Here is a 17443-nt window from a genome sequence, read left to right as displayed (position 1 = left end):
ATGGCACACGATACTCACGATATTCACAGATCCAGAACGGAATTTGAATTTATCAAGAAAAAACGTGCTAACGAAATGCGCGGCCAGTTGACATCATTCGCTATGATGATTTTCTTGACATTGATCGCGTTCACTTTAGTGGCAGCTGATTTTTCGAATTACTTGATCGTGCCGATTATCTTGCTATTGGCTGCAATTCAAGTCGTGCTTCAGCTTTATAATTTCATGCACATGAGCAATAAAGGCCATGGCATGATGGCATTCTTCATGTTCAGCGGCATCTTTGTCGCATTCACTATCGTTCTTACGATGGTCACCATCGTTTGGTGGTAAACTAAAAAACTCCGGACTGTAAAAAGTCCGGAGTTTTTTTATGTGGATGCATTGTGTCGGCTCGCAAATGTCATGATTCGTTCATTGATATGGCAAGGCATCACCTATATAATGAGGGTACTTAAGGAAAAAAGGAGGTACGGTCTAATGCCAATCAGCATTTTTGGCTTCGAGGCGTTATGGAGCCCCTGGTATTTTGGATTTCTCGTACTGATTACGCTTTTATATTTTCTAGTCACCACAAAGTGGAGACATAAATTCACGGATAGTGAACCGCTTCAAACCAAGCAGGCCTTGCTCTTCGTGTCAGGGATGGCCTTGATCTACATCTTGAAAGGCTCGCCGGTCGATTTGCTTGGACACATCACCTTGACGATGCATATGGTTCAGATGGCGCTGCTCTTGCTATTGGCTGCCCCTCTTGTGATCATGGGGATTCCTTCATATATTTGGCGGGCATTCATCGAGTTGCCAATTATCAACCCTCTGTTCATGTTCTTCACTAAACCATTGATCGCCTTGCTGCTATTCAGTTTGTTCTTCTCCGTTTACCATTTGCCGCTTGTTTTCGATTTCGTCAAGCAGGACATGCTGATCCACAGCATCGTCAGCACATTGTTATTCGTGTCGGCACTTCTTTACTGGTGGCCGGTGGTCAATAATCTAGAAGGCATGCACAAATTCCACGGACTGAAGAAATTGGGCTATTTATTCGGCTTGAGCGTCTTGATGACGCCTGCTTGTGCTTTGATCATTTTCAGCACGACACCGTTTTATGCAACGTACTCAGACGGGGAAGCTTGGATGCAGGCGATGGCTTTATGCGTACCTGCAGGGACATTGGCCCAGCTTAACTTGTCAGGCCCTGAACTCTTCACGAATATGTCGCTGATCGAAGACCAACGCACCGGCGGCATCACAATGAAAATTATCCAGGAATTGGTATTTACTGTGTTCATTTGGCTAGTCTTCCATGAATGGCTGAAAAATGAAACAGCCAATGCCGATGAAATCACCGCTAAAGTTTTGCAGGACCGCAAAGATATGGCGTATTACAGACATAATGGGCAATGACCCAAAAGGAGTTTAATTAAATGAATTTGCCGCTATTGCCAACCATTAGTACATTCTTTATCGTCTTGAGCGCCGTATTGGTGGCGATCGGATGGAACTTGATCCTCAAACGCCGCATCGAAGCACATAAAAAAGTGATGCTTGGCGCCGGTGCCGCTGCACTGACGTTTTTCATCATCTATGTCTCGCGTACATTATTCGTAGGAAATACGGCATTCGGGGGACCGGATGAATTGAAAATCTACTATACCGTCTTTCTGATTTTCCATATCACGCTTGCAACTATCGGGGCAGTGATGGGACTGGTGACCATCTACTGGGGCTTGAAAAACCGCCTCGATAAACACCGCAAGATCGGCCCGTTCACGAGTGTTGTGTGGTTCTTCACCGCGATTACAGGAGTTACCGTTTATTTACTGCTTTATGTATTCTACGAAGGCGGACACACGACTTCGGTTTTCAAAGCGATTCTGGGTGGATAAAAAAAGCACTGAGCATAACTTGCTCAGTGCTTTTTCGGTTTTCGAGAAAGGTTAGACACCGTATTTTCCGAAGCTTATCGCTCGCTTTCCGTGGGCTCGCGCCCAAGCCTCCTCAGCCGCTATCGAAAACCCGCTTGCTCCCACATCTGCACGCAGACGCGTCGCAAATGAATGCGCTCAGCGAAGCTTCGCTCATTCATTGCTTGCGGGGTCTCGGTCGTCTCGCTGATCCACAGGAAAGATAAAGTCGACCTACGGGAGACATTATCTTTGCGAAAGTAATGCGCAGCATTATTGAGCAGAAGGGTTTACGAGCGAACGCTTCTCCAAATACTTGTATAGAACATTGGTTTTTGAATGTGGAATAAGTGGTCTCTTTTTTCATTTATAGCGATTTCAGATTTCTTCAACACTCTGAAAAAGCACTGAGCATAATTTGCTCAGTGCTTTTTTTGTGCATTTTAAACTTTAAACTCCATTTTGATGATTCCGGCTTCGCGTGCCGAAGTAAAGAGAATGACCAATAGCGGCCCGATGAAAAAGCCAAGAAAGCCGATCAATTGAAGGCCGATGAACATGGCGATCAATGTGGCAAGAGGGGACAGCCCGATTTGAGTGCCCATCACTTTCGGTTCAACAGTTCTGCGGATGACCAATAGCACCAAGGCCAAAATCGCAAGCTGCGTTCCTTGGACGATATCGCCGACGATGAACATGTAAATGAACCAAGGGGTCAATACGATAATCGACCCGAGTATCGGGATAAAGTCGATGATCCAGATGACGAGCGACATGACCAAGGCATATTCGGGGGCGATGAACAACAAGGCGATCAATGAAACCGCAAAGATGATCAAGCTGACGAGAAATTGCGCTTTCAGGAAGCCGAAAACGACATTGTTCAACCGTGCGCTCATAAAGCGTACCTTCTCGGCTGTCGATTCCTTCAAGCGGTTGAACAGCATGCCTTTCAAATCCATCAAATCAAGCATGAATAAGAATAGGGCGATGAGGAAGACGATGAAGCTGACCAAAAAAGAAGGGATGCCCGTCAATAAATTAGTGACTGTATCGTAGTTGACGAATGTTAAGATCCAGTCGCGAATGCCTTCTGCAAAAGCGATCATTTCCGTTTCAAATGAATTGACGACTTCAACAGGCATTTCGGCGGTAGAACGCAGGAAGAAGGCTTCCACTTCGCCCCACATATGTGAGAGGGAATTTGTATACTCTGGAACCATTTTTGAGAATTGTATAATTTGCCCAACCAACTGCGTAATAATCCAGTAAACCAAGCCGGAAGCGATGACGAGGAATAGGATGAATACCGTGATGACTGCACCTTTGCGCTCCCATTTGAACCTTCTCTGCATAAATTTGACGAAAGGCTCAAGAAAGATGGCGGTGAGCAACGCAATGATTAACGGAACAGCAATCGGCAATATGTATATAGAGATTAAAGCCACGATAGCGATGACCAGCAATATGGTCGCCAATTTTTTATTAAACCACTTGCCCACAATAAACCTCCTTCAATTGACTGCGTGAAATTCCACGGCAAAGCATTTGTTTAAAAAAACCGCAGTTCGTATTGAACTGCGGAAATTTTACGCTTTGATTTCGAACTCGGAAATTTCTTTTTTGATGGAAGCCAAAATTTCAGCGCCAGTTTTCAATAGGTGATCCGGGAAATGCTCGTCTTCACCGTATTCAACGCCATGCGGGTAGTAGTGCTTGCCGATGACCGGCTTCAAGACGCGGACAGTCGCATCGTTGGCATCAACATCTCCGTCGATCGCGTATGCGAAAACGCGCAAGTAATAAGTGCCTTCGCGGACGATGAATTTGCGGTCGTATGTGACACGCTCATAATCCCACTGGCCTTCTTTCGTTAAGCCATGCTTGTTCATGATGTCTTCAAGCAATGTAATATCCACTTCGATGTTCTCTAGTCCTGTATTTTCAAAATACATGGGATCTCCTCCTCTATAACAAAAAAAGACTGAATGCTCCTTTAATAATAGATCATATTTTAGGTACATGCAATGGCTAGATTGTGTCAGAATGCAGGCGGCTGTTATAATGGGGAAAATGGGTGTCAGGAGCTGATTCAGTGAAGGACTTGTTACGCATCATGATTTTCTTGGCGATTGTCCTGATTGGACTGTTTTACTTGGACCCGTCAATCAGTGAAAATGAATTACTTGAAGCACCGCGGCCAGCAGATCCTTTACCGGCCGATAACTTGACGGAATCTGTGCTTGATGTTGAACGGCCAACGAGCGGGCTTTCCGTCCACATTGGGGAGCCATCGGAAGACTGGTTGGCAGAGCATGGCCAGCCCGACCGCATCGAGCCATCCGCTTTTGGCTATGAGTGGTGGGTGTACGATGCCGCATATTCCAATTTCGTCATGGTGGGAGTAAAGGAAGGGCGCGTTGTCCAAGTTTATGCAGCTGGTGAGTCTACAGATGTCGAACCTTATACGATCGGGCAGACGCTCGCTGACTTGTACAGGTTTACGATCGTCGAGAATGAAGTGACCGTAAAATATGGCACCAATACGTATACTTTTAATTTAAGTGAGCAGGATATGGATAAACGGATCTTGGTCAGGTTTGAAGACCTCTACGCGCAATTGTATATTGACGCTGAAGACCAGCAATTAGAGGCGGTTAGGTTCATGGATGCGGAAACGCTGATCCGCCATCAGCCTTACGATATGATGTATTCAGGCGATTTATTGGTGACTCCAAGGCCGTCGTCGACCTTGCAGCGGTCGATTGATGATGCGAACGCTAAACAACTGGTCGATTTGACCAATGTCTACCGGCTTCGCCATCAGCGCTCCTTGGTCAAGGAAAATGTCGGCATCAGTATATTGGCAGAGCAGACAAGCGAAGAAATGGCACGCATGGAGTTCACTTCCGTTGAGATGGAAGTGTCGGATTTGGAAGCCCGCCTGCAAGGTGCGGATATTCCGTTTGATCTGGCGGCAATCAATACGGCTTCGCGCTATTATGATGCACCGGAGACCTTGCATGGATGGTTCAACTCCCCGAGCCACAGGGGAACCTTATTGAGTACACAATACAACCAGGTCGGCGTCGGCGTGTTCGGCAAGTATTATAGCCAGATCCTGTTGAAGCAAGATCCGGGCGTCTACGAAAGCCAATAGGGCGAGCTTTCATTTTCAGCTATTTTCAGGAGTAATCGGTGTATGAATCTGGAAAACAATCTGATATGATGAAAGCGTAGAGGAGGAATGCAAAGTGATCATGACCTACGAATGGGTCGGTATAACTGACTCTGCGGACGAGCTGAGTGAAATGATACTGCAATCAGAGCAGGCTGCGAAATACCGCGATGCCTATGACTCTGTCTATAGCGATAAACTATTGGCAAGGGAGATCCATGATTTCGCCAGGCTGAAGGAGCTGTACGAAGAAGTGCAGCGCTTCGGCAAATACCACCCTGACTACAAACGGGTGATGAAGCAAATCCGCGTGGATAAACGCCGGCTGGACCTTAATGAAAAGGTAGCAGAGCTGCGGCTCGCGGAAAATGAGCTGCAGGATTTGATGGACCAAGTGAGCTTTATCCTGGGCCGTTCGGTGTCAGAAGCCGTTAAGATTCCTTCGAGCAATCCGTTCTTTTCTTCGGATTCCTCGTGCGGAAGCGGCTGCGGCACAGGCGGCGGCTGTTCCTGCTCCGCATAATAAAAAAGTGCAACCCATTGAGGTTGCACTTTTTTATTGGCGTTTTTCTTCTAATGCCGAAATCAATTCGATGGCGATATCAGGCCGGTCGGTGATGATGCCTTTGGCTCCGGCGTTGATCAATTTCTCCATCGCTTCCTTGTTGTCGATGACCCAATAATGAACCGGTACATTCAGTCGGTCCAGGAAGGCGATGAACCGTGCGGAGTCGAGGCGGAAAACCGAATGCTTCACCGGAATCTGCACAACATCCGCTCGCGGTGCATACAGATGGCCGAACTGGCTATTGAAGGAAGTGAAAGCTTTGCGCACTTCGTTTTCCCCAGCGCCAAGAGCCACACGGTTTTGGGCGTATAAATTGAAGCGGTCGATTTGTTCGTCGAAGAAGCTGGTGACGACGACACGGTCTTCCGCGCCAAGTGATTCGATCAAGCGCCACAACTTCGATGGCACCAGACTGCCTTCATACGTATCAGGTGCGTCTTTGATATCGATATTGATATACATCTGCGGGAACTTCTCCAGCAGTTCACGAAGCAGGACGACTTTTTCGCCTTTTCCGCGGTAGGAATTTTCGCCCTTGTCATCGACGAAATGATAGCCAAGGTCAAGCTCACGCAATTCTTCGAGTGTCATTTCGGCTACGCGGCCGGCTGAGCCGGACGTGCGATCAACAAATTCATCATGGAAAACCAGAATTTCTTCGTCGTTGGTCATGCGAATATCGATTTCAAAGCCGTGCACGCCGAGTTCTGCGGCGCGGTCAAAAGCCGCCATCGTATGTTCGGGCGCGAGCGAGCTGCCGCCGCGATGGGCCAGTACGATCGGATGCTTATAATCGAGCACGGCTTTTTGAGGCCGTTGCTGTGGTTCCGTAAATGCTTTAGAGCCGGCCCATGCGGCTGCGCCAACAGCGGCTGCGGCCAGTCCGATTTTCGTTTTCTTACCCATATATGTATTACCCCCTGTTTTGGTAGTATCCACATTATAGCGGAACGCTTCACTTGCTGTCAGTTTATTCGGTTGCGGCTTTTTTTAGACCTATGGTATTCTAGAGTTTAGAAAAGAGGGATAGATATGCATGATCGCCAAGGTCTGATTGTCTATGTGCATCAGCTGAAACAAGCAAAATCGCTGCGGAAGTATGGACACGTCCATTTTATTTCCCGCAAATTGAAATATGTTGTCGTCTATATGGACCAGGACAAAATCGAAGCCACAAAAGAAAAACTATCCAAGCTGCCGTATGTCAAGAAAGTGCTGGAGTCCCAGCGTCCTTTCCTTAAGACGGAATATGAAAATGCCAAGCCCGATAAAGCGAAGGAATACGATTATAAAATCGGCTTGTGATCATTGCATTGGCGGAATATAATGGTTGAGCCTGAGAATGGCGATGAGATGGCCGAAATAAAGTTTGGTGTCTGCGTATTGTGAAGAATGCTTGACGTCCATGCGAATCGGCTCATGGCCCAATTGCTTTACTGCGTCCTCAAACACGGCCAATCGTTTTGACCCGTCCGGTACGCCTTCGCGGCATAAATAGATCGGCATGAAATTGCCTTCTTGGGCTGGTCGGAATGCAGCTGCAACGGAAACGACTGGATGGCCATCTTTTGTTTTTGAAACGAAGACGAATCCGTGCATAAACCGTTCTTGATTGCTTTCCATCAATTGGCGAAGTTCATATATATCGCCGTACCCTTCTCCAAGCTCGATAAAACGTTGTATCATCTAAAACACGTCCTTTCCAGAATCCATTCTAACATTATGGGCGGTATTTGCAGTACTAAAATGATAAAGTAAGAGGCGATAGTATGCGTGTAGTAGCAGGACAGGCGAAAGGCCTGCCTTTGAAAGCGGTTCCCGGGAATTCGACGAGGCCGACGACTGATAAAGTAAAAGAATCCATCTTCAATATGATCGGCCCATTTTTTGATGGCGGAACGGCAGTGGACTTGTTTGCCGGAAGCGGCGGGCTCGGGATTGAAGCCTTGAGCCGTGGTGTCGACCATGCGATTTTTACCGATAAAGACAAAAAAGCCGTAGAGACCATCCAGGCGAATCTGGAAAAAACCAAGTTTGCGGAATCAGCGGAAGTATACCGCGCCGATGCTGAACGCGGGTTGAAAGCCATGAAGAAAAATGGCGTAAAAGCTCGCTTGCTGTTTCTCGATCCGCCATACCATATGGAAAAAGCCTACGGATTGATGGGGAAGGCAGCTGAATTCGGCTTGCTTGAAGAAGAGGCAATCATCGTGTGTGAACATGAGCGGGACATTGAATTGCCGGACGAAACAGCTGGATGTGTTCGGTTTAAAAAGGAATTATATGGAAATACGATCATTTCAATTTACCGCTACCAGGGGGAAGAGGGAGAACGCATTGACTAAAATTGCAGTAGTACCGGGGAGTTTCGACCCGATTACGATGGGCCATTTGGATATCGTCAAACGGGCGTCATCGATTTTTGATGAAGTGAAAGTGGTAGTCATGAACAATTCGTCGAAGAATCCATTGTTCGATGTAGATGAGCGGATGGCTTTGATTGCCGAAGTGACCAAAACCATTCCGAACGTGACGGTCGATTCCTTCGCCGGCTTGCTGATCGATTACGCGGTGGAAGCAGAAGCGAATGCGATCATCCGCGGCTTGCGGGCCGTATCGGATTTTGAATACGAGATGCAAATCACGTCCATGAACCGTTTCTTGAATGAAAACATCGAGACTTTGTTCATGGTGTCGAACAACCAATATTCTTTCCTCAGTTCGAGCATTGTCAAAGAAGTGGCGAAATATCAAGGCAAGATTTCCGGGCTAGTCCCGGAAGCGGTGGAACAAGCATTAATAGAAAAGTTCAAATAAGTCACGTGACACGTGGCTTTTTGTTGTGGTTCGAACGAAAAGGAGAGGATATGCGATGAAAAATAAAAAACTATGGTTTTTTGTGCTGGTGATGGCGCTCGTCGTGTTTGTCAGCTCCTACCGGCTGGATGCCTATATTTCACGCCCAGGCGATGCATATGAGCTATCGCCGCTGGTGGAAGTGGAGGGACGGGATGAAGATGATGCAGGTACGCTCAGCTTGATGACGGTGACGATGTTCAATGCGACTCCAGCTTTATACATCATGGCGCAATTTCAGGAAGGTTATAAAGTGCTCGACCCGGAACAAGTGAGAAGCCCTCATGAAAGCGATGAGGAATATAATGTAAGGCAATTAAAGCTGATGTCCGATTCACAGTTCAATGCGCTGCAAGTGGCCTTTGAAGAAGCAGGAAAGCCCTATGAAGTATCGAGTAACGGCGTGTTCATCCTAAACGTGCTGGAAGACGGGGCGGCTGCCGGTTTATTGTCGCCAGGCGACCGTTTATTGGAAATCGATGGGCAAGCTTATGATTCGATGGAAGATTTCCTTGATTATTTAGGCACCAAGAAGGTGGGGGATGAAGTGGAACTGGTGATCGAGCGCGATGAGCGCACGATTAACCAAACGGTCACGCTAGCCCCGCTGCCGACAGAGCCTGAGCGTGCGGGCATCGGCATTTCGTTTGTGGAAGACAAAGAAATCGAAACGACTCCGGATGTTTCGATCGATTCCGACACCATCGGCGGGCCGTCCGCCGGGTTGATGTTCACCTTGGAAATCCTGAACCAATTGCTCGATGAAGACATTACCCACGGGTATGACATCGCGGGAACCGGCACAATGGAAAGCGACGGGACGGTCGGGCCTATCGGCGGGATCGACCAAAAGGTCATGGCGGCAGACCGTGCCGGCATCGACGTTTTCTTCGCACCGGACAATGAGGGCGAATCCGGAACGCCGAGCAATTTTGATGTCGCGATGGAAACCGCAGAAGAAATCGGCACCGAGATGGATATCGTCCCCGTCACCGATATCGATGCGGCACTTGATTATTTGTCGGAACTATCGCCCAGGTAAATAGGCGGTGTTGTGTATTCCTTTTTCAATGAGTCTGCGCCGATCGCTTGAAGGTAAAGTGCCGATGCGCGGATATCGAGCTGTCCCATGTTTCCTGTCAAATCCGCTGCGCGGCTGATGACAGGGAGCGGGATGGCTTTTTTTCGTTCATTCAAATAAAGCCTGCCGCTATGCGTCATGCCAAGCAAGCGGATGTATTCCGGCTGTTTGGCCGCTTGTGCTTCCTGTTGCGTGTACCCCGTGAAGATGTGGGTCAACATGCGCTGTATACGCGTCCGTGTGAAGCGTTTGCTCTTCACGCGGCTGATGAAGACATCAAAGGTCTCCGAGCGCTTAGCCGACTCATGGATCAAGTTTTCGATGCCTTCCGTTACTTCGGCAAAACGTGCAAGTGCTTTTGGCCCTTCGCGTAAAATCGTGAAGCGCAACGTGGGATAGAATCGTTGCCAGTCGACAAATCCTTGCTGTTCCGCGTGAACCCGCTCGAGCAAACGGATGCTGCTCGACGGTAAATAGGGTGCTAGTTCCCCGAGCTCCTCACCTTCGAAAAAGGCATTGCGGATGCCGGTCGCACTGGCAATCGCGACACCAGGCTCTAGCGGATCGTGATAGCCTGCACCGATGCGCTGTATCGTCAGCGGCGCTATTGCTCGGTTGATCGCATGCGCGGCTTCGATATAATGATAGCCGAGGATATTGTTCGGTTTGGTTAAGTCGGCATAGCGGTTGCTGTTATTCGTTAAAGAAAGGTAAGCGTCGTTCAACGCTTTTGGGTAGCTGATTCCGGTCTGCACCCTGTCATGGATGATTGTTTCGTATTGCTCTCTTTTGGTGTTCAATAACTCCAGGCTGTTCAAGAACGGTTCAATTTCGCCTTGTTCGCTGCCGAAGCAAAAAGAATCGCATCCTGCTGCGTCGAGCAAATGGATGGCGCCGCGCGCGAATTCAGATGCCTGAGCGGTCGCGAAAGCATAAGGCAATTCGATGACCACATCGACGCCAGCCGACAGCGCCATTTCCGTGCGCGTCCATTTATCGGCAAACGCCGGCTCGCCGCGTTGGAGGAATTGGCCGCTCATGACGGCAACGACCACATCGGCGCCTGACAGCTCTTTTGCTTTCGACGCATGATGCAAATGGCCATTATGGAACGGGTTATATTCAACAACGATTCCTGTCGCTTTCATTACAGCACCTTCTTTTGGTATGATTGGTTGTATATAAGTTAAACAAAAATTTTATAATCCGTAAAAGTTAGAAATGAAACCGTTCGAGACGGACGCTTTCCACTCTTTCATTTGAGGTATTTAGCAGATATGGAGCAAAATAGCGCAGACTCCTTGGGGATTAGCGAAGTGCTGAAATCCATTCGGGCGGCTAGCCCGAATTAGTTCAGCGCAAGCCCCCAGGAAAGCTAGCTGTTTTGCGGAATATCGTTTTATATTAAATTATTAAAGCATTTGTTCAACTTATATAGTATAACGATGAGCGAATTATGGTGACAAGATTTTTTCTTGACATCGTTTGTTCTACATTATATAATCAACTTTGTTGTCTTGAGGTGATTACTTATGAAAATAGCGATTCAACAGCTACAAAAGTATCGTAACGACGGGATGCCAATTGACCAGTATGTTCAATTGGATGAGGCGAAAAAGCGCAATAGCGATATTCGCGCCGTATCTCCTATACACGTCACAGGACACTGTACGATTGGTTCGCAACAAATGACGTGCATGCTCCATCTTGAAGGGACGCTTACGCTGCCCTGTGCACGAACTTGGGAAGATGTCGAATACCCGATCAGCATCGACACCGTGGAAATCTTCGATTGGTCTGAAAAAGGCCGTGAAGAAGGCGAGGACGAATATGTCCACACGGTAACGACTGAAGTCATTAATCTTCAGCCGATATTGGAAGAGCTGATCGCCCTTGAAGTCCCTATTCAGGTCTTCAAGGAAGACTCAGAACAAACCGTCATCAAAGGCGGCAACGACTGGTCTTATTTGTCAGACGAAGAAGTTCAGGCCGAGAAGGAAGAAGCACAATCAAAACCGGATCCAAGACTGGCTGATTTAGCCAAGTATTTCGATCAGACAGATGAATAGAATCATTGTAAGGAGGTGTCACCAATGGCTGTACCGTTCAGAAGAACATCCAAAACCGCTAAAAGAAAACGCCGTACGCATTTCAAGCTATCCGTACCTGGTATGGTAGCGTGCCCAAGCTGTGGCGAAAGTAAATTGGCTCACCATGTCTGCAAAGCATGTGGATCATACAAAGGCAAAGAAGTAGTAGCTAGCAAATAAAACAGTATTTGCTTAGAAAAAGGTTATCTGGAGGCCATGGCTCCGGATAACCTTTTTCATTTGCCGAAAAACAGGTAAACTAGAGCCAGAGGTGAGTCAAAACATGGCATACATAATCGAAACAAAAAATCAGGTAATGACATTTACGATCGACCGGCCCCATATCCGCAACGCTATCAACAACGAAGTGATGGAAGGGTTTGAAGAACTCGCTAACCGCGCCAGGGAAGAAGACATCCGTTATGTCATCATCACGGCAACAGGCGAGCAGGCATTTTGTTCAGGCGGCGACTTGTCCGTTTTCCACGAACTGAAAACAGAACAGCAGGCTTGGCCGATGCTCAGCCGCATGGGCGAAGCCTTGTATCGCATCAAGACAATTCCTGTCCCGGTCATTGCGCTCGTCAACGGCACCGCGGTTGGCGGGGGCTGTGAGATTGCGACAGCGTGCGATTACCGGCTGGTGAAGAGCCACGCCAAATGCGGCTTTATTCAAGGGACGCTGGCCATCACGAGCGGGTGGGGAGGCGGCACCTATCTTTTTGAAACTTTGAAGCATGACGCGGCACTCAAAATGCTCAGCGATGCGCGCGCTTATACAGCGACCGAATTGCTTGAAAACGGATGGGCTAGTGCCATCATCGAAGAGGACGGGGATATCGAACAATTCCTGGCATCAATGAACCGTGTGCTGCCGTCCGTACACCGTGCTTATAAAGAGATCGCGATCCGTAAATGGCAGGAAACGAATTTGAAACAGCGGGTCGATCAGGAGATCCGTGAGTGTGCTAGATTGTGGGCCAAAGAAGCCCATCATCAAGCCGTCGATGGGTTTTTGAATAAAAGCAAAAAATAAGGCTCCTAAGGGGGCTTATTTTTTATGGATTGACAACAGCTTCGCCGCGTAATAGAAGCGAACAGACGGAACATTATGGAAAATATTTTTTTCAATAGTTGAAATCGCTTACAAAATTCGTATATGCTAGAGAAGGGAGAAAACTTAGGGGGTATTTCATACATGAAAAAAATCCTGATTGCCAACCGGGGCGAAATTGCACGGCGCATTATCCGCACGTGCGACCGCCTCGGCATCGAAACAGTCGCGATCCACTCCGAGGCGGATGGGGAACTGCCATATGTGAGTGAAGCGACAGAAGCGGCAGCGATCGGCCCGAATCCGGTCGCGCAATCCTATTTACAAGCAGATAAAATCATTGAAGAAGCATTAAAGCGCAATGTTGAAGCAATCCATCCAGGCTATGGCCTGCTATCGGAAAATGCGGATTTCGCGCGCAAAGTCACAGAAGCGGGGCTAATCTTTATCGGCCCGAAACCTGAAGTCATCGAAACGATGGGCGATAAGCTCGGCTCTCGGCACACGATGAAACAAGCCGGTGTGCCGGTCGTGCCAGGTACAGCTGAAGGGGTGTCAGACATTGATGCGGCTGTCTTGGAAGCGAAAGCGATCGGTTATCCGCTGATGTTGAAGGCGAGTGCAGGAGGCGGCGGCATCGGCATGGTGCTGTGTGAAAATGAGCAAGCGCTCACTCAACAGTTTGATTCGGTGAAAAACCGTGCTAAAGCGTACTTCGGGAACGATATCGTTTATTTGGAGAAATTCATTGCCAATGCACGCCATATCGAAGTTCAGATTTTCGGCGATGAGTCGGGCAATATCGTCCATTTGTATGAGCGCAATTGCTCTGTGCAGCGCCGCAACCAAAAAGTCATTGAAGAATCGCCGTCACCGGATTTGCCGGAATCCGCCAGAACCAAATTGTGCGAAGCAGCCGTTCAAGCGGCTCGCGCGGTGGATTATACCAATGCGGGAACTGTTGAGTTCATCGTTGATGAGAATAATGACTTCTATTTTCTGGAAATGAACACCCGTTTGCAAGTGGAACATCCAATTACTGAAGAAGTGACAGGCGTCGACCTCGTCGAATGGCAAATCAATGTGGCCAAGGGTGAAACTTTGCCTGAGCAAGATACGATCCATACAAACGGCCATTCGATCGAATACCGCATTTATGCGGAAGACCCGAAAACATTCTTCCCGTCACCAGGGACGCTAGCTGTCTTGAAATGGGGTACTGGCGCCCGCATTGAAACTGGATACGAAGAAGGCAATAAAGTAACGCCTTTTTACGATCCGATGATCGCCAAAGTGATTTTGACAGGAGCTTCGCGAGAAGAGGTCTTGGAGAAATCCAGGAAGTTCTTTGACGAAACGGCGATTGAAGGCGTGAAGACCAATTTGCCGCTCTTCGACCAATTCATTGAATCGAAACCATTTATAGAAGGAAATTATGCGACCGCTGTATTGGCTCAGTGGCTTACACAACAAAAGGAGGAAAAAACAGTATGAAACAACTAACAGCATCTATGGCCGGAACGGTCTTGAACATTGCAGTATCCGAAGGGGATTCCGTATCTGCGGGACAAACCGTCATGACTCTTGAATCAATGAAAATGGAGATTCCGGTAGAAGCGGAATTCGGCGGAAACGTTGAAAAAGTCGATGTGGAAGTTGGCAGCTTTGTCAACGAAGGGGACACATTGGTGACGCTCGGCGAATAAGGCATTTGAATCCAAAGGGGTGGAAGAAATGACGAAAACGACTGAAACAACGGGATATAATACACGGCTCGAAGAAAAGCTTTCCAAGATTTTCGCGGGCGGGCAAGAGAAATACCATGAGAAATTGAAAGAAAGCAATAAACTATTTGTCAGAGACCGCTTGAATCTACTTTTTGATGACGGTGACTATATTGAAGACGGCCGTTTCGCGAATGTGGAAGCGGGCGATCTTCCGGCAGATGGCGTCGTCACGGCGATCGGCAAAGTGAACGGCGAAACCGTTTGCGTCATGGCGAACGATTCGACCGTTAAAGCCGGGTCGTGGGGATCACGGACTGTAGAAAAAATCATCCGCATCCAGGAAACGGCTGAAAAGATGCAAGTGCCGATGCTCTATTTGGTCGACTCTGCAGGCGCCCGCATCACCGATCAATTGGAGATGTTCCCGAACCGCCGCGGCGCAGGCCGTATTTTCCACAACCAAGTACGCATGTCCGGAATGGTGCCGCAAGTTTGCTTATTGTTCGGCCCGTCTGCAGCTGGCGGGGCGTATATCCCTGCGTTTTGCGATATCGTCATCATGGTCGAAGGAAATGCTTCGATGTACTTGGGGTCGCCGCGCATGGCCGAAAAAGTCATCGGCGAAAAAGTATCGCTCGAGGAAATGGGCGGCGCCCGCATGCACTGTACCGTGAGCGGCGTTGGCGATGTTCTCGTTTCCACTGAAGAAGAAGCAATTTCAGAAGCGCGCCGTTATATGGCATTTTTCCCGGCGAATTTTGCCGGCAAGCCTGAAGTGCTCGAAGCGAAAGCGAAAAAAGCGGGCCGCAGCCTGGAAGAGATCATTCCGGAAAATCAGAACGCACCATTCGATATGTATGAATTAATCGACCAATTGATCGATGAAGACAGCTTCTTCGATATCAAGAAGCTGTTCGCGCCGGAATTGATTACCGGTCTTGCGCGCATCGACGGGCAAGCAGTCGGCATCATCGCCAACCAGCCGAAAGTAAAAGGCGGCGTCTTGTTCGGTGATTCTGCCGACAAGGGCGCCAAGTTCATCAATCTATGCGATGCCTTCTCGATTCCGCTCTTGTTCTTAGCCGATGTGCCTGGATTTATGATCGGCACGAAAGTGGAACGCGCAGGCATCATCCGCCACGGCGCCAAGTTCATCTCTGCGATGAGTGCAGCTACTGTGCCGAAGATTTCAGTCGTCGTGCGTAAAGCATACGGTGCTGGTTTGTACGCGATGGCGGGCCCTGCCTTTGAGCCGGACGTGTGCATTGCGCTACCGACAGCGCAAATTGCCGTCATGGGCCCTGAAGCGGCAGTCAACGCAGTATACTCCAACAAGATCGAAGCGATTGAAGACCCGAAAGAACGCCTGGCCTATGTCCAGCAAAAACATCAGGAATATAAAGAAGAAATTAATATTTACCGCTTGGCATCAGAGCTCATTGTCGATGAAATCGTCGCGCCATATGCACTTCGCGAGGAACTGTCCAAGCGCTTGTCGATTTATGCGACGAAAGATTTGCCTTTGCCATATCGAAAACATCCGATCATTCCTGTATAATGAGTAATAGACGTGGAGTCTGCCTTATAAGGCAGGCTTCTTTTTTAGCAGACGCCCAAGACAAGAGACCGTTTGCTACCTACGATTGCTCTTTAAAAAAGGAGGGGTTTCCATGAAATTCGCAATTATTGGCGGAAACGCCCAGGCATTGCTGCTGGCACATCTATTGAAAAAAGAAGGCGATGTGCAGCTGATCATCACGAATGAAGAACAAGCCGCTGAACTTAACGCGCATGGCCTCGTTTATGGAACAGAACAACAGCAAATCGCCGTTTATAATGATTTTGAACAGGTGGACCCGGTTGCTTATATATTTATTACGGTTCATTCAGATGAACTGCCGCCTATCCTAAGGCTGCTGAAAATTCGCCGGCCGAGCAATCCGCTCGTGTTCGTCCAGCAAGGGATGCTCTATATCGAAAAAGCCCGCTTATTGGCGCATCGTCAAATCGCGGCTGCCACATTGGACTGCGACGCGTTCAAAATCAATGCACACGAAATTAATTACTCGAAAACGCCTCAGCTTAGCCTTGGTCTAATAAAAGGCGAGCCGGCTCAATTCAAAGCGCTCACGAATGTGGGCCACATGGCGGTGCAATGGACAGAGGATATCGAGAGCCGGTTGTTCGAACAGCTGTTGAGAGACAGCCTCATCAATCCGTTGACGGCGCTGATGAAAATCGAAAAGGGGCGTTTGATTACTGATCCGAATGCCTACGAACTGTTCCGCAATCTGTACAATGAATTGTACTTAGCATTTCCGGAAATCGAAAGCTTGCAGCCAATCGAGCGCGTCGCTGCCTATTGCGCGTCACGCCCGGAAGAAATATCTTCCATGCTTGCAGACCGAATGGCCGGTGACCCGATGGATGTGGACGGGCTGATGCTATACATCCTGCAGATTTCGAAATTGGATTTGCCTTTGTTCAAAGCGTTCTACCACTTATTGAAGACTGTTGAGGAAAACTGATGGAATGGATATCTACTGCCGGGAACGTGCTGCTTTACGTCCCGTTTATCTTGTTTTTATTTGTTTACGCATTGACCTATAAATCACAAAAACGCAAAGCGCTTGGCATTGCGGCTGATGTCACTGCCTTTCTGTTGTTCTTTTCAGTGCCGGCATCGATTGAATTGCTGTTTGGCTTGGAAGTTCAGCCTTTTATCCTCATGGCAGCTTTACTGTTTGCGATTTTTCTGCTGATCCGTGAATGGAAGACTCAAAAAGAGCTCGAAGTGATCAAGTTCCTGCGCAAAGTCTGGCGCATTTGTTTTTTGGCTTTGTCTGCCATTTATGCCGTCACTTGGCTTGCCGGCCTCATCTTTTTAGCAATCCAATCATTCCGCTAGGCGGATTTTTTCTCAAGCAATCCTCCTTTTGTTATAGTAGTCTTTGAATGTAAAGCGAAAAGGGGATTCAACTT

22 protein-coding genes are annotated in these 17443 nt (G+C 48.2%); 17 read left to right on the top strand and 5 right to left on the bottom strand.

Annotation, left to right across the window (positions count from 1 at the left end; genetic code table 11):
- The 3 genes from ctaF to M1Q06_RS10665 all read left to right on the top strand — a co-directional run bounded on the left by ctaF (position 1) and on the right by M1Q06_RS10665 (position 1889).
- On the top strand, positions 1-333 hold the full coding sequence (gene ctaF, locus M1Q06_RS10675) for a cytochrome c oxidase subunit IVB (protein WP_434399558.1): 333 nt from the start codon (positions 1-3) through the stop codon (positions 331-333).
- A 147-nt stretch (positions 334-480) separates the two neighbouring features.
- Positions 481-1407: a cytochrome c oxidase assembly factor CtaG gene (gene ctaG / locus M1Q06_RS10670; protein WP_058383484.1), complete on the top strand. Its 927-nt coding sequence runs from the start codon at positions 481-483 to the stop codon at positions 1405-1407.
- A gap of 20 nt (positions 1408-1427) precedes the next feature.
- Positions 1428-1889 carry a DUF420 domain-containing protein gene (locus M1Q06_RS10665; protein ID WP_101190597.1) on the top strand — a complete coding sequence of 154 codons (462 nt, stop codon included), beginning with the start codon at positions 1428-1430 and terminating at the stop codon, positions 1887-1889.
- A 461-nt stretch (positions 1890-2350) separates the two neighbouring features.
- Here the strand turns inward: M1Q06_RS10665 and ytvI are convergent, their stop codons facing one another.
- Both ytvI and M1Q06_RS10655 read right to left on the bottom strand, forming a co-directional pair.
- Complete coding sequence (gene ytvI / locus M1Q06_RS10660) at positions 2351-3409, bottom strand: sporulation integral membrane protein YtvI (RefSeq protein ID WP_434399557.1); 1059 nt, start codon at positions 3407-3409, stop codon at positions 2351-2353.
- Positions 3410-3496: 87 nt separating this feature from the next.
- The gene (locus M1Q06_RS10655; protein WP_121297781.1) at positions 3497-3862 is read right to left on the bottom strand and encodes a YugN family protein; all 366 of its coding nucleotides are present in this window, start codon (positions 3860-3862) and stop codon (positions 3497-3499) included.
- 140 nt (positions 3863-4002) lie between these two features.
- Between M1Q06_RS10655 and M1Q06_RS10650 the strand changes: the two genes are divergently transcribed.
- A complete protein-coding gene (locus tag M1Q06_RS10650; RefSeq protein ID WP_434399556.1) occupies positions 4003-5067 on the top strand; it encodes a CAP domain-containing protein in 1065 nt (354 codons plus the stop codon).
- A 94-nt stretch (positions 5068-5161) separates the two neighbouring features.
- Entirely contained in the window at positions 5162-5608 is a 447-nt protein-coding gene (locus M1Q06_RS10645; RefSeq protein ID WP_058383489.1) for a YlbF family regulator, read from the top strand.
- Between the two features lie 33 nt (positions 5609-5641).
- On the opposite strand, the gene M1Q06_RS10640 is transcribed toward M1Q06_RS10645, so the two are convergent.
- Positions 5642-6559, bottom strand: coding sequence for a glycerophosphodiester phosphodiesterase (locus M1Q06_RS10640; RefSeq protein WP_434399555.1), 918 nt, complete (start codon positions 6557-6559; stop codon positions 5642-5644).
- 126 nt (positions 6560-6685) lie between these two features.
- Between M1Q06_RS10640 and M1Q06_RS10635 the strand changes: the two genes are divergently transcribed.
- Positions 6686-6958, top strand: coding sequence for a YlbG family protein (locus tag M1Q06_RS10635; RefSeq protein WP_058383491.1), 273 nt, complete (start codon positions 6686-6688; stop codon positions 6956-6958).
- Here the strand turns inward: M1Q06_RS10635 and M1Q06_RS10630 are convergent, their stop codons facing one another.
- Complete coding sequence (locus M1Q06_RS10630; RefSeq protein WP_434399554.1) at positions 6959-7339, bottom strand: DUF7147 family protein; 381 nt, start codon at positions 7337-7339, stop codon at positions 6959-6961.
- 83 nt (positions 7340-7422) lie between these two features.
- Between M1Q06_RS10630 and rsmD the strand changes: the two genes are divergently transcribed.
- Genes rsmD through M1Q06_RS10615 form a run of 3 tightly spaced genes read left to right on the top strand, consistent with a single transcriptional unit; the run spans position 7423 to position 9551 of the window.
- A complete protein-coding gene (rsmD, locus tag M1Q06_RS10625) occupies positions 7423-7998 on the top strand; it encodes a 16S rRNA (guanine(966)-N(2))-methyltransferase RsmD (protein WP_434399553.1) in 576 nt (191 codons plus the stop codon).
- Positions 7991-8470: a pantetheine-phosphate adenylyltransferase gene (gene coaD / locus M1Q06_RS10620; protein WP_434399552.1), complete on the top strand. Its 480-nt coding sequence runs from the start codon at positions 7991-7993 to the stop codon at positions 8468-8470. The genes rsmD and coaD overlap by 8 nt, the downstream gene beginning before the upstream one ends.
- A gap of 55 nt (positions 8471-8525) precedes the next feature.
- Positions 8526-9551, top strand: coding sequence for a SepM family pheromone-processing serine protease (locus tag M1Q06_RS10615; protein WP_434399551.1), 1026 nt, complete (start codon positions 8526-8528; stop codon positions 9549-9551).
- Here the strand turns inward: M1Q06_RS10615 and M1Q06_RS10610 are convergent.
- Complete coding sequence (locus M1Q06_RS10610) at positions 9524-10738, bottom strand: nucleotidyltransferase (protein WP_434399550.1); 1215 nt, start codon at positions 10736-10738, stop codon at positions 9524-9526. The genes M1Q06_RS10615 and M1Q06_RS10610 overlap by 28 nt on opposite strands.
- Before the next feature lie 384 nt (positions 10739-11122).
- Here M1Q06_RS10610 and M1Q06_RS10605 point away from each other — a divergent pair, with 384 nt between their 5' ends.
- From M1Q06_RS10605 to M1Q06_RS10570, 8 genes are all read left to right on the top strand, one after another.
- Positions 11123-11659 carry a YceD family protein gene (locus tag M1Q06_RS10605; RefSeq protein ID WP_121297773.1) on the top strand — a complete coding sequence of 179 codons (537 nt, stop codon included), beginning with the start codon at positions 11123-11125 and terminating at the stop codon, positions 11657-11659.
- Between the two features lie 24 nt (positions 11660-11683).
- Complete coding sequence (gene rpmF / locus M1Q06_RS10600; protein ID WP_082799159.1) at positions 11684-11860, top strand: 50S ribosomal protein L32; 177 nt, start codon at positions 11684-11686, stop codon at positions 11858-11860.
- A 103-nt stretch (positions 11861-11963) separates the two neighbouring features.
- A complete protein-coding gene (locus M1Q06_RS10595) occupies positions 11964-12716 on the top strand; it encodes an enoyl-CoA hydratase/isomerase family protein (protein ID WP_121297772.1) in 753 nt (250 codons plus the stop codon).
- Positions 12717-12878: 162 nt separating this feature from the next.
- On the top strand, positions 12879-14228 hold the full coding sequence (locus M1Q06_RS10590; protein ID WP_434399549.1) for an acetyl-CoA carboxylase biotin carboxylase subunit: 1350 nt from the start codon (positions 12879-12881) through the stop codon (positions 14226-14228).
- On the top strand, positions 14225-14440 hold the full coding sequence (locus tag M1Q06_RS10585) for an acetyl-CoA carboxylase biotin carboxyl carrier protein subunit (RefSeq protein WP_121297770.1): 216 nt from the start codon (positions 14225-14227) through the stop codon (positions 14438-14440). The genes M1Q06_RS10590 and M1Q06_RS10585 overlap by 4 nt, the downstream gene beginning before the upstream one ends.
- A 28-nt stretch (positions 14441-14468) precedes the next feature.
- Complete coding sequence (locus M1Q06_RS10580; RefSeq protein ID WP_121297769.1) at positions 14469-16019, top strand: acyl-CoA carboxylase subunit beta; 1551 nt, start codon at positions 14469-14471, stop codon at positions 16017-16019.
- A gap of 112 nt (positions 16020-16131) precedes the next feature.
- Positions 16132-16989, top strand: coding sequence for a ketopantoate reductase C-terminal domain-containing protein (locus M1Q06_RS10575; protein ID WP_434399548.1), 858 nt, complete (start codon positions 16132-16134; stop codon positions 16987-16989).
- A complete protein-coding gene (locus tag M1Q06_RS10570; protein ID WP_434399547.1) occupies positions 16989-17369 on the top strand; it encodes a DUF3397 family protein in 381 nt (126 codons plus the stop codon). Before M1Q06_RS10575 ends, M1Q06_RS10570 begins: the two co-directional genes overlap by 1 nt.
- The last annotated feature ends 74 nt before the right edge of the window (positions 17370-17443 follow it).

Origin of the sequence: Planococcus sp. 11815 (assembly GCF_051096385.1) — a bacterium.
Lineage (GTDB): Bacteria > Bacillota > Bacilli > Bacillales_A > Planococcaceae > Planococcus > Planococcus citreus.
Note: the sequence above shows the minus strand (reverse complement) of the source record. Positions and strands in the feature narration are given on the sequence as shown.

Excerpts from the sequence above, each read along its gene's own strand:
- M1Q06_RS10585 (WP_121297770.1), top strand. The coding sequence starts at position 14,225 with ATGAAACAACTAACAGCATCTATGGCCGGAACGGTCTTGAACATTGCA.
- M1Q06_RS10570 (WP_434399547.1), top strand. The coding sequence starts at position 16,989 with ATGGAATGGATATCTACTGCCGGGAACGTGCTGCTTTACGTCCCGTTT.
- M1Q06_RS10580 (WP_121297769.1), top strand. The coding sequence starts at position 14,469 with ATGACGAAAACGACTGAAACAACGGGATATAATACACGGCTCGAAGAA.
- ctaG (WP_058383484.1), top strand. The coding sequence starts at position 481 with ATGCCAATCAGCATTTTTGGCTTCGAGGCGTTATGGAGCCCCTGGTAT.
- M1Q06_RS10640 (WP_434399555.1), bottom strand. The coding sequence starts at position 6,559 with ATGGGTAAGAAAACGAAAATCGGACTGGCCGCAGCCGCTGTTGGCGCA.
- M1Q06_RS10655 (WP_121297781.1), bottom strand. The coding sequence starts at position 3,862 with ATGTATTTTGAAAATACAGGACTAGAGAACATCGAAGTGGATATTACA.
- M1Q06_RS10630 (WP_434399554.1), bottom strand. The coding sequence starts at position 7,339 with ATGATACAACGTTTTATCGAGCTTGGAGAAGGGTACGGCGATATATAT.
- M1Q06_RS10605 (WP_121297773.1), top strand. The coding sequence starts at position 11,123 with ATGAAAATAGCGATTCAACAGCTACAAAAGTATCGTAACGACGGGATG.
- M1Q06_RS10615 (WP_434399551.1), top strand. The coding sequence starts at position 8,526 with ATGAAAAATAAAAAACTATGGTTTTTTGTGCTGGTGATGGCGCTCGTC.
- M1Q06_RS10665 (WP_101190597.1), top strand. The coding sequence starts at position 1,428 with ATGAATTTGCCGCTATTGCCAACCATTAGTACATTCTTTATCGTCTTG.
- M1Q06_RS10590 (WP_434399549.1), top strand. The coding sequence starts at position 12,879 with ATGAAAAAAATCCTGATTGCCAACCGGGGCGAAATTGCACGGCGCATT.
- rpmF (WP_082799159.1), top strand. The coding sequence starts at position 11,684 with ATGGCTGTACCGTTCAGAAGAACATCCAAAACCGCTAAAAGAAAACGC.
- M1Q06_RS10575 (WP_434399548.1), top strand. The coding sequence starts at position 16,132 with ATGAAATTCGCAATTATTGGCGGAAACGCCCAGGCATTGCTGCTGGCA.
- M1Q06_RS10635 (WP_058383491.1), top strand. The coding sequence starts at position 6,686 with ATGCATGATCGCCAAGGTCTGATTGTCTATGTGCATCAGCTGAAACAA.
- rsmD (WP_434399553.1), top strand. The coding sequence starts at position 7,423 with ATGCGTGTAGTAGCAGGACAGGCGAAAGGCCTGCCTTTGAAAGCGGTT.
- M1Q06_RS10595 (WP_121297772.1), top strand. The coding sequence starts at position 11,964 with ATGGCATACATAATCGAAACAAAAAATCAGGTAATGACATTTACGATC.
- M1Q06_RS10610 (WP_434399550.1), bottom strand. The coding sequence starts at position 10,738 with ATGAAAGCGACAGGAATCGTTGTTGAATATAACCCGTTCCATAATGGC.
- ctaF (WP_434399558.1), top strand. The coding sequence starts at position 1 with ATGGCACACGATACTCACGATATTCACAGATCCAGAACGGAATTTGAA.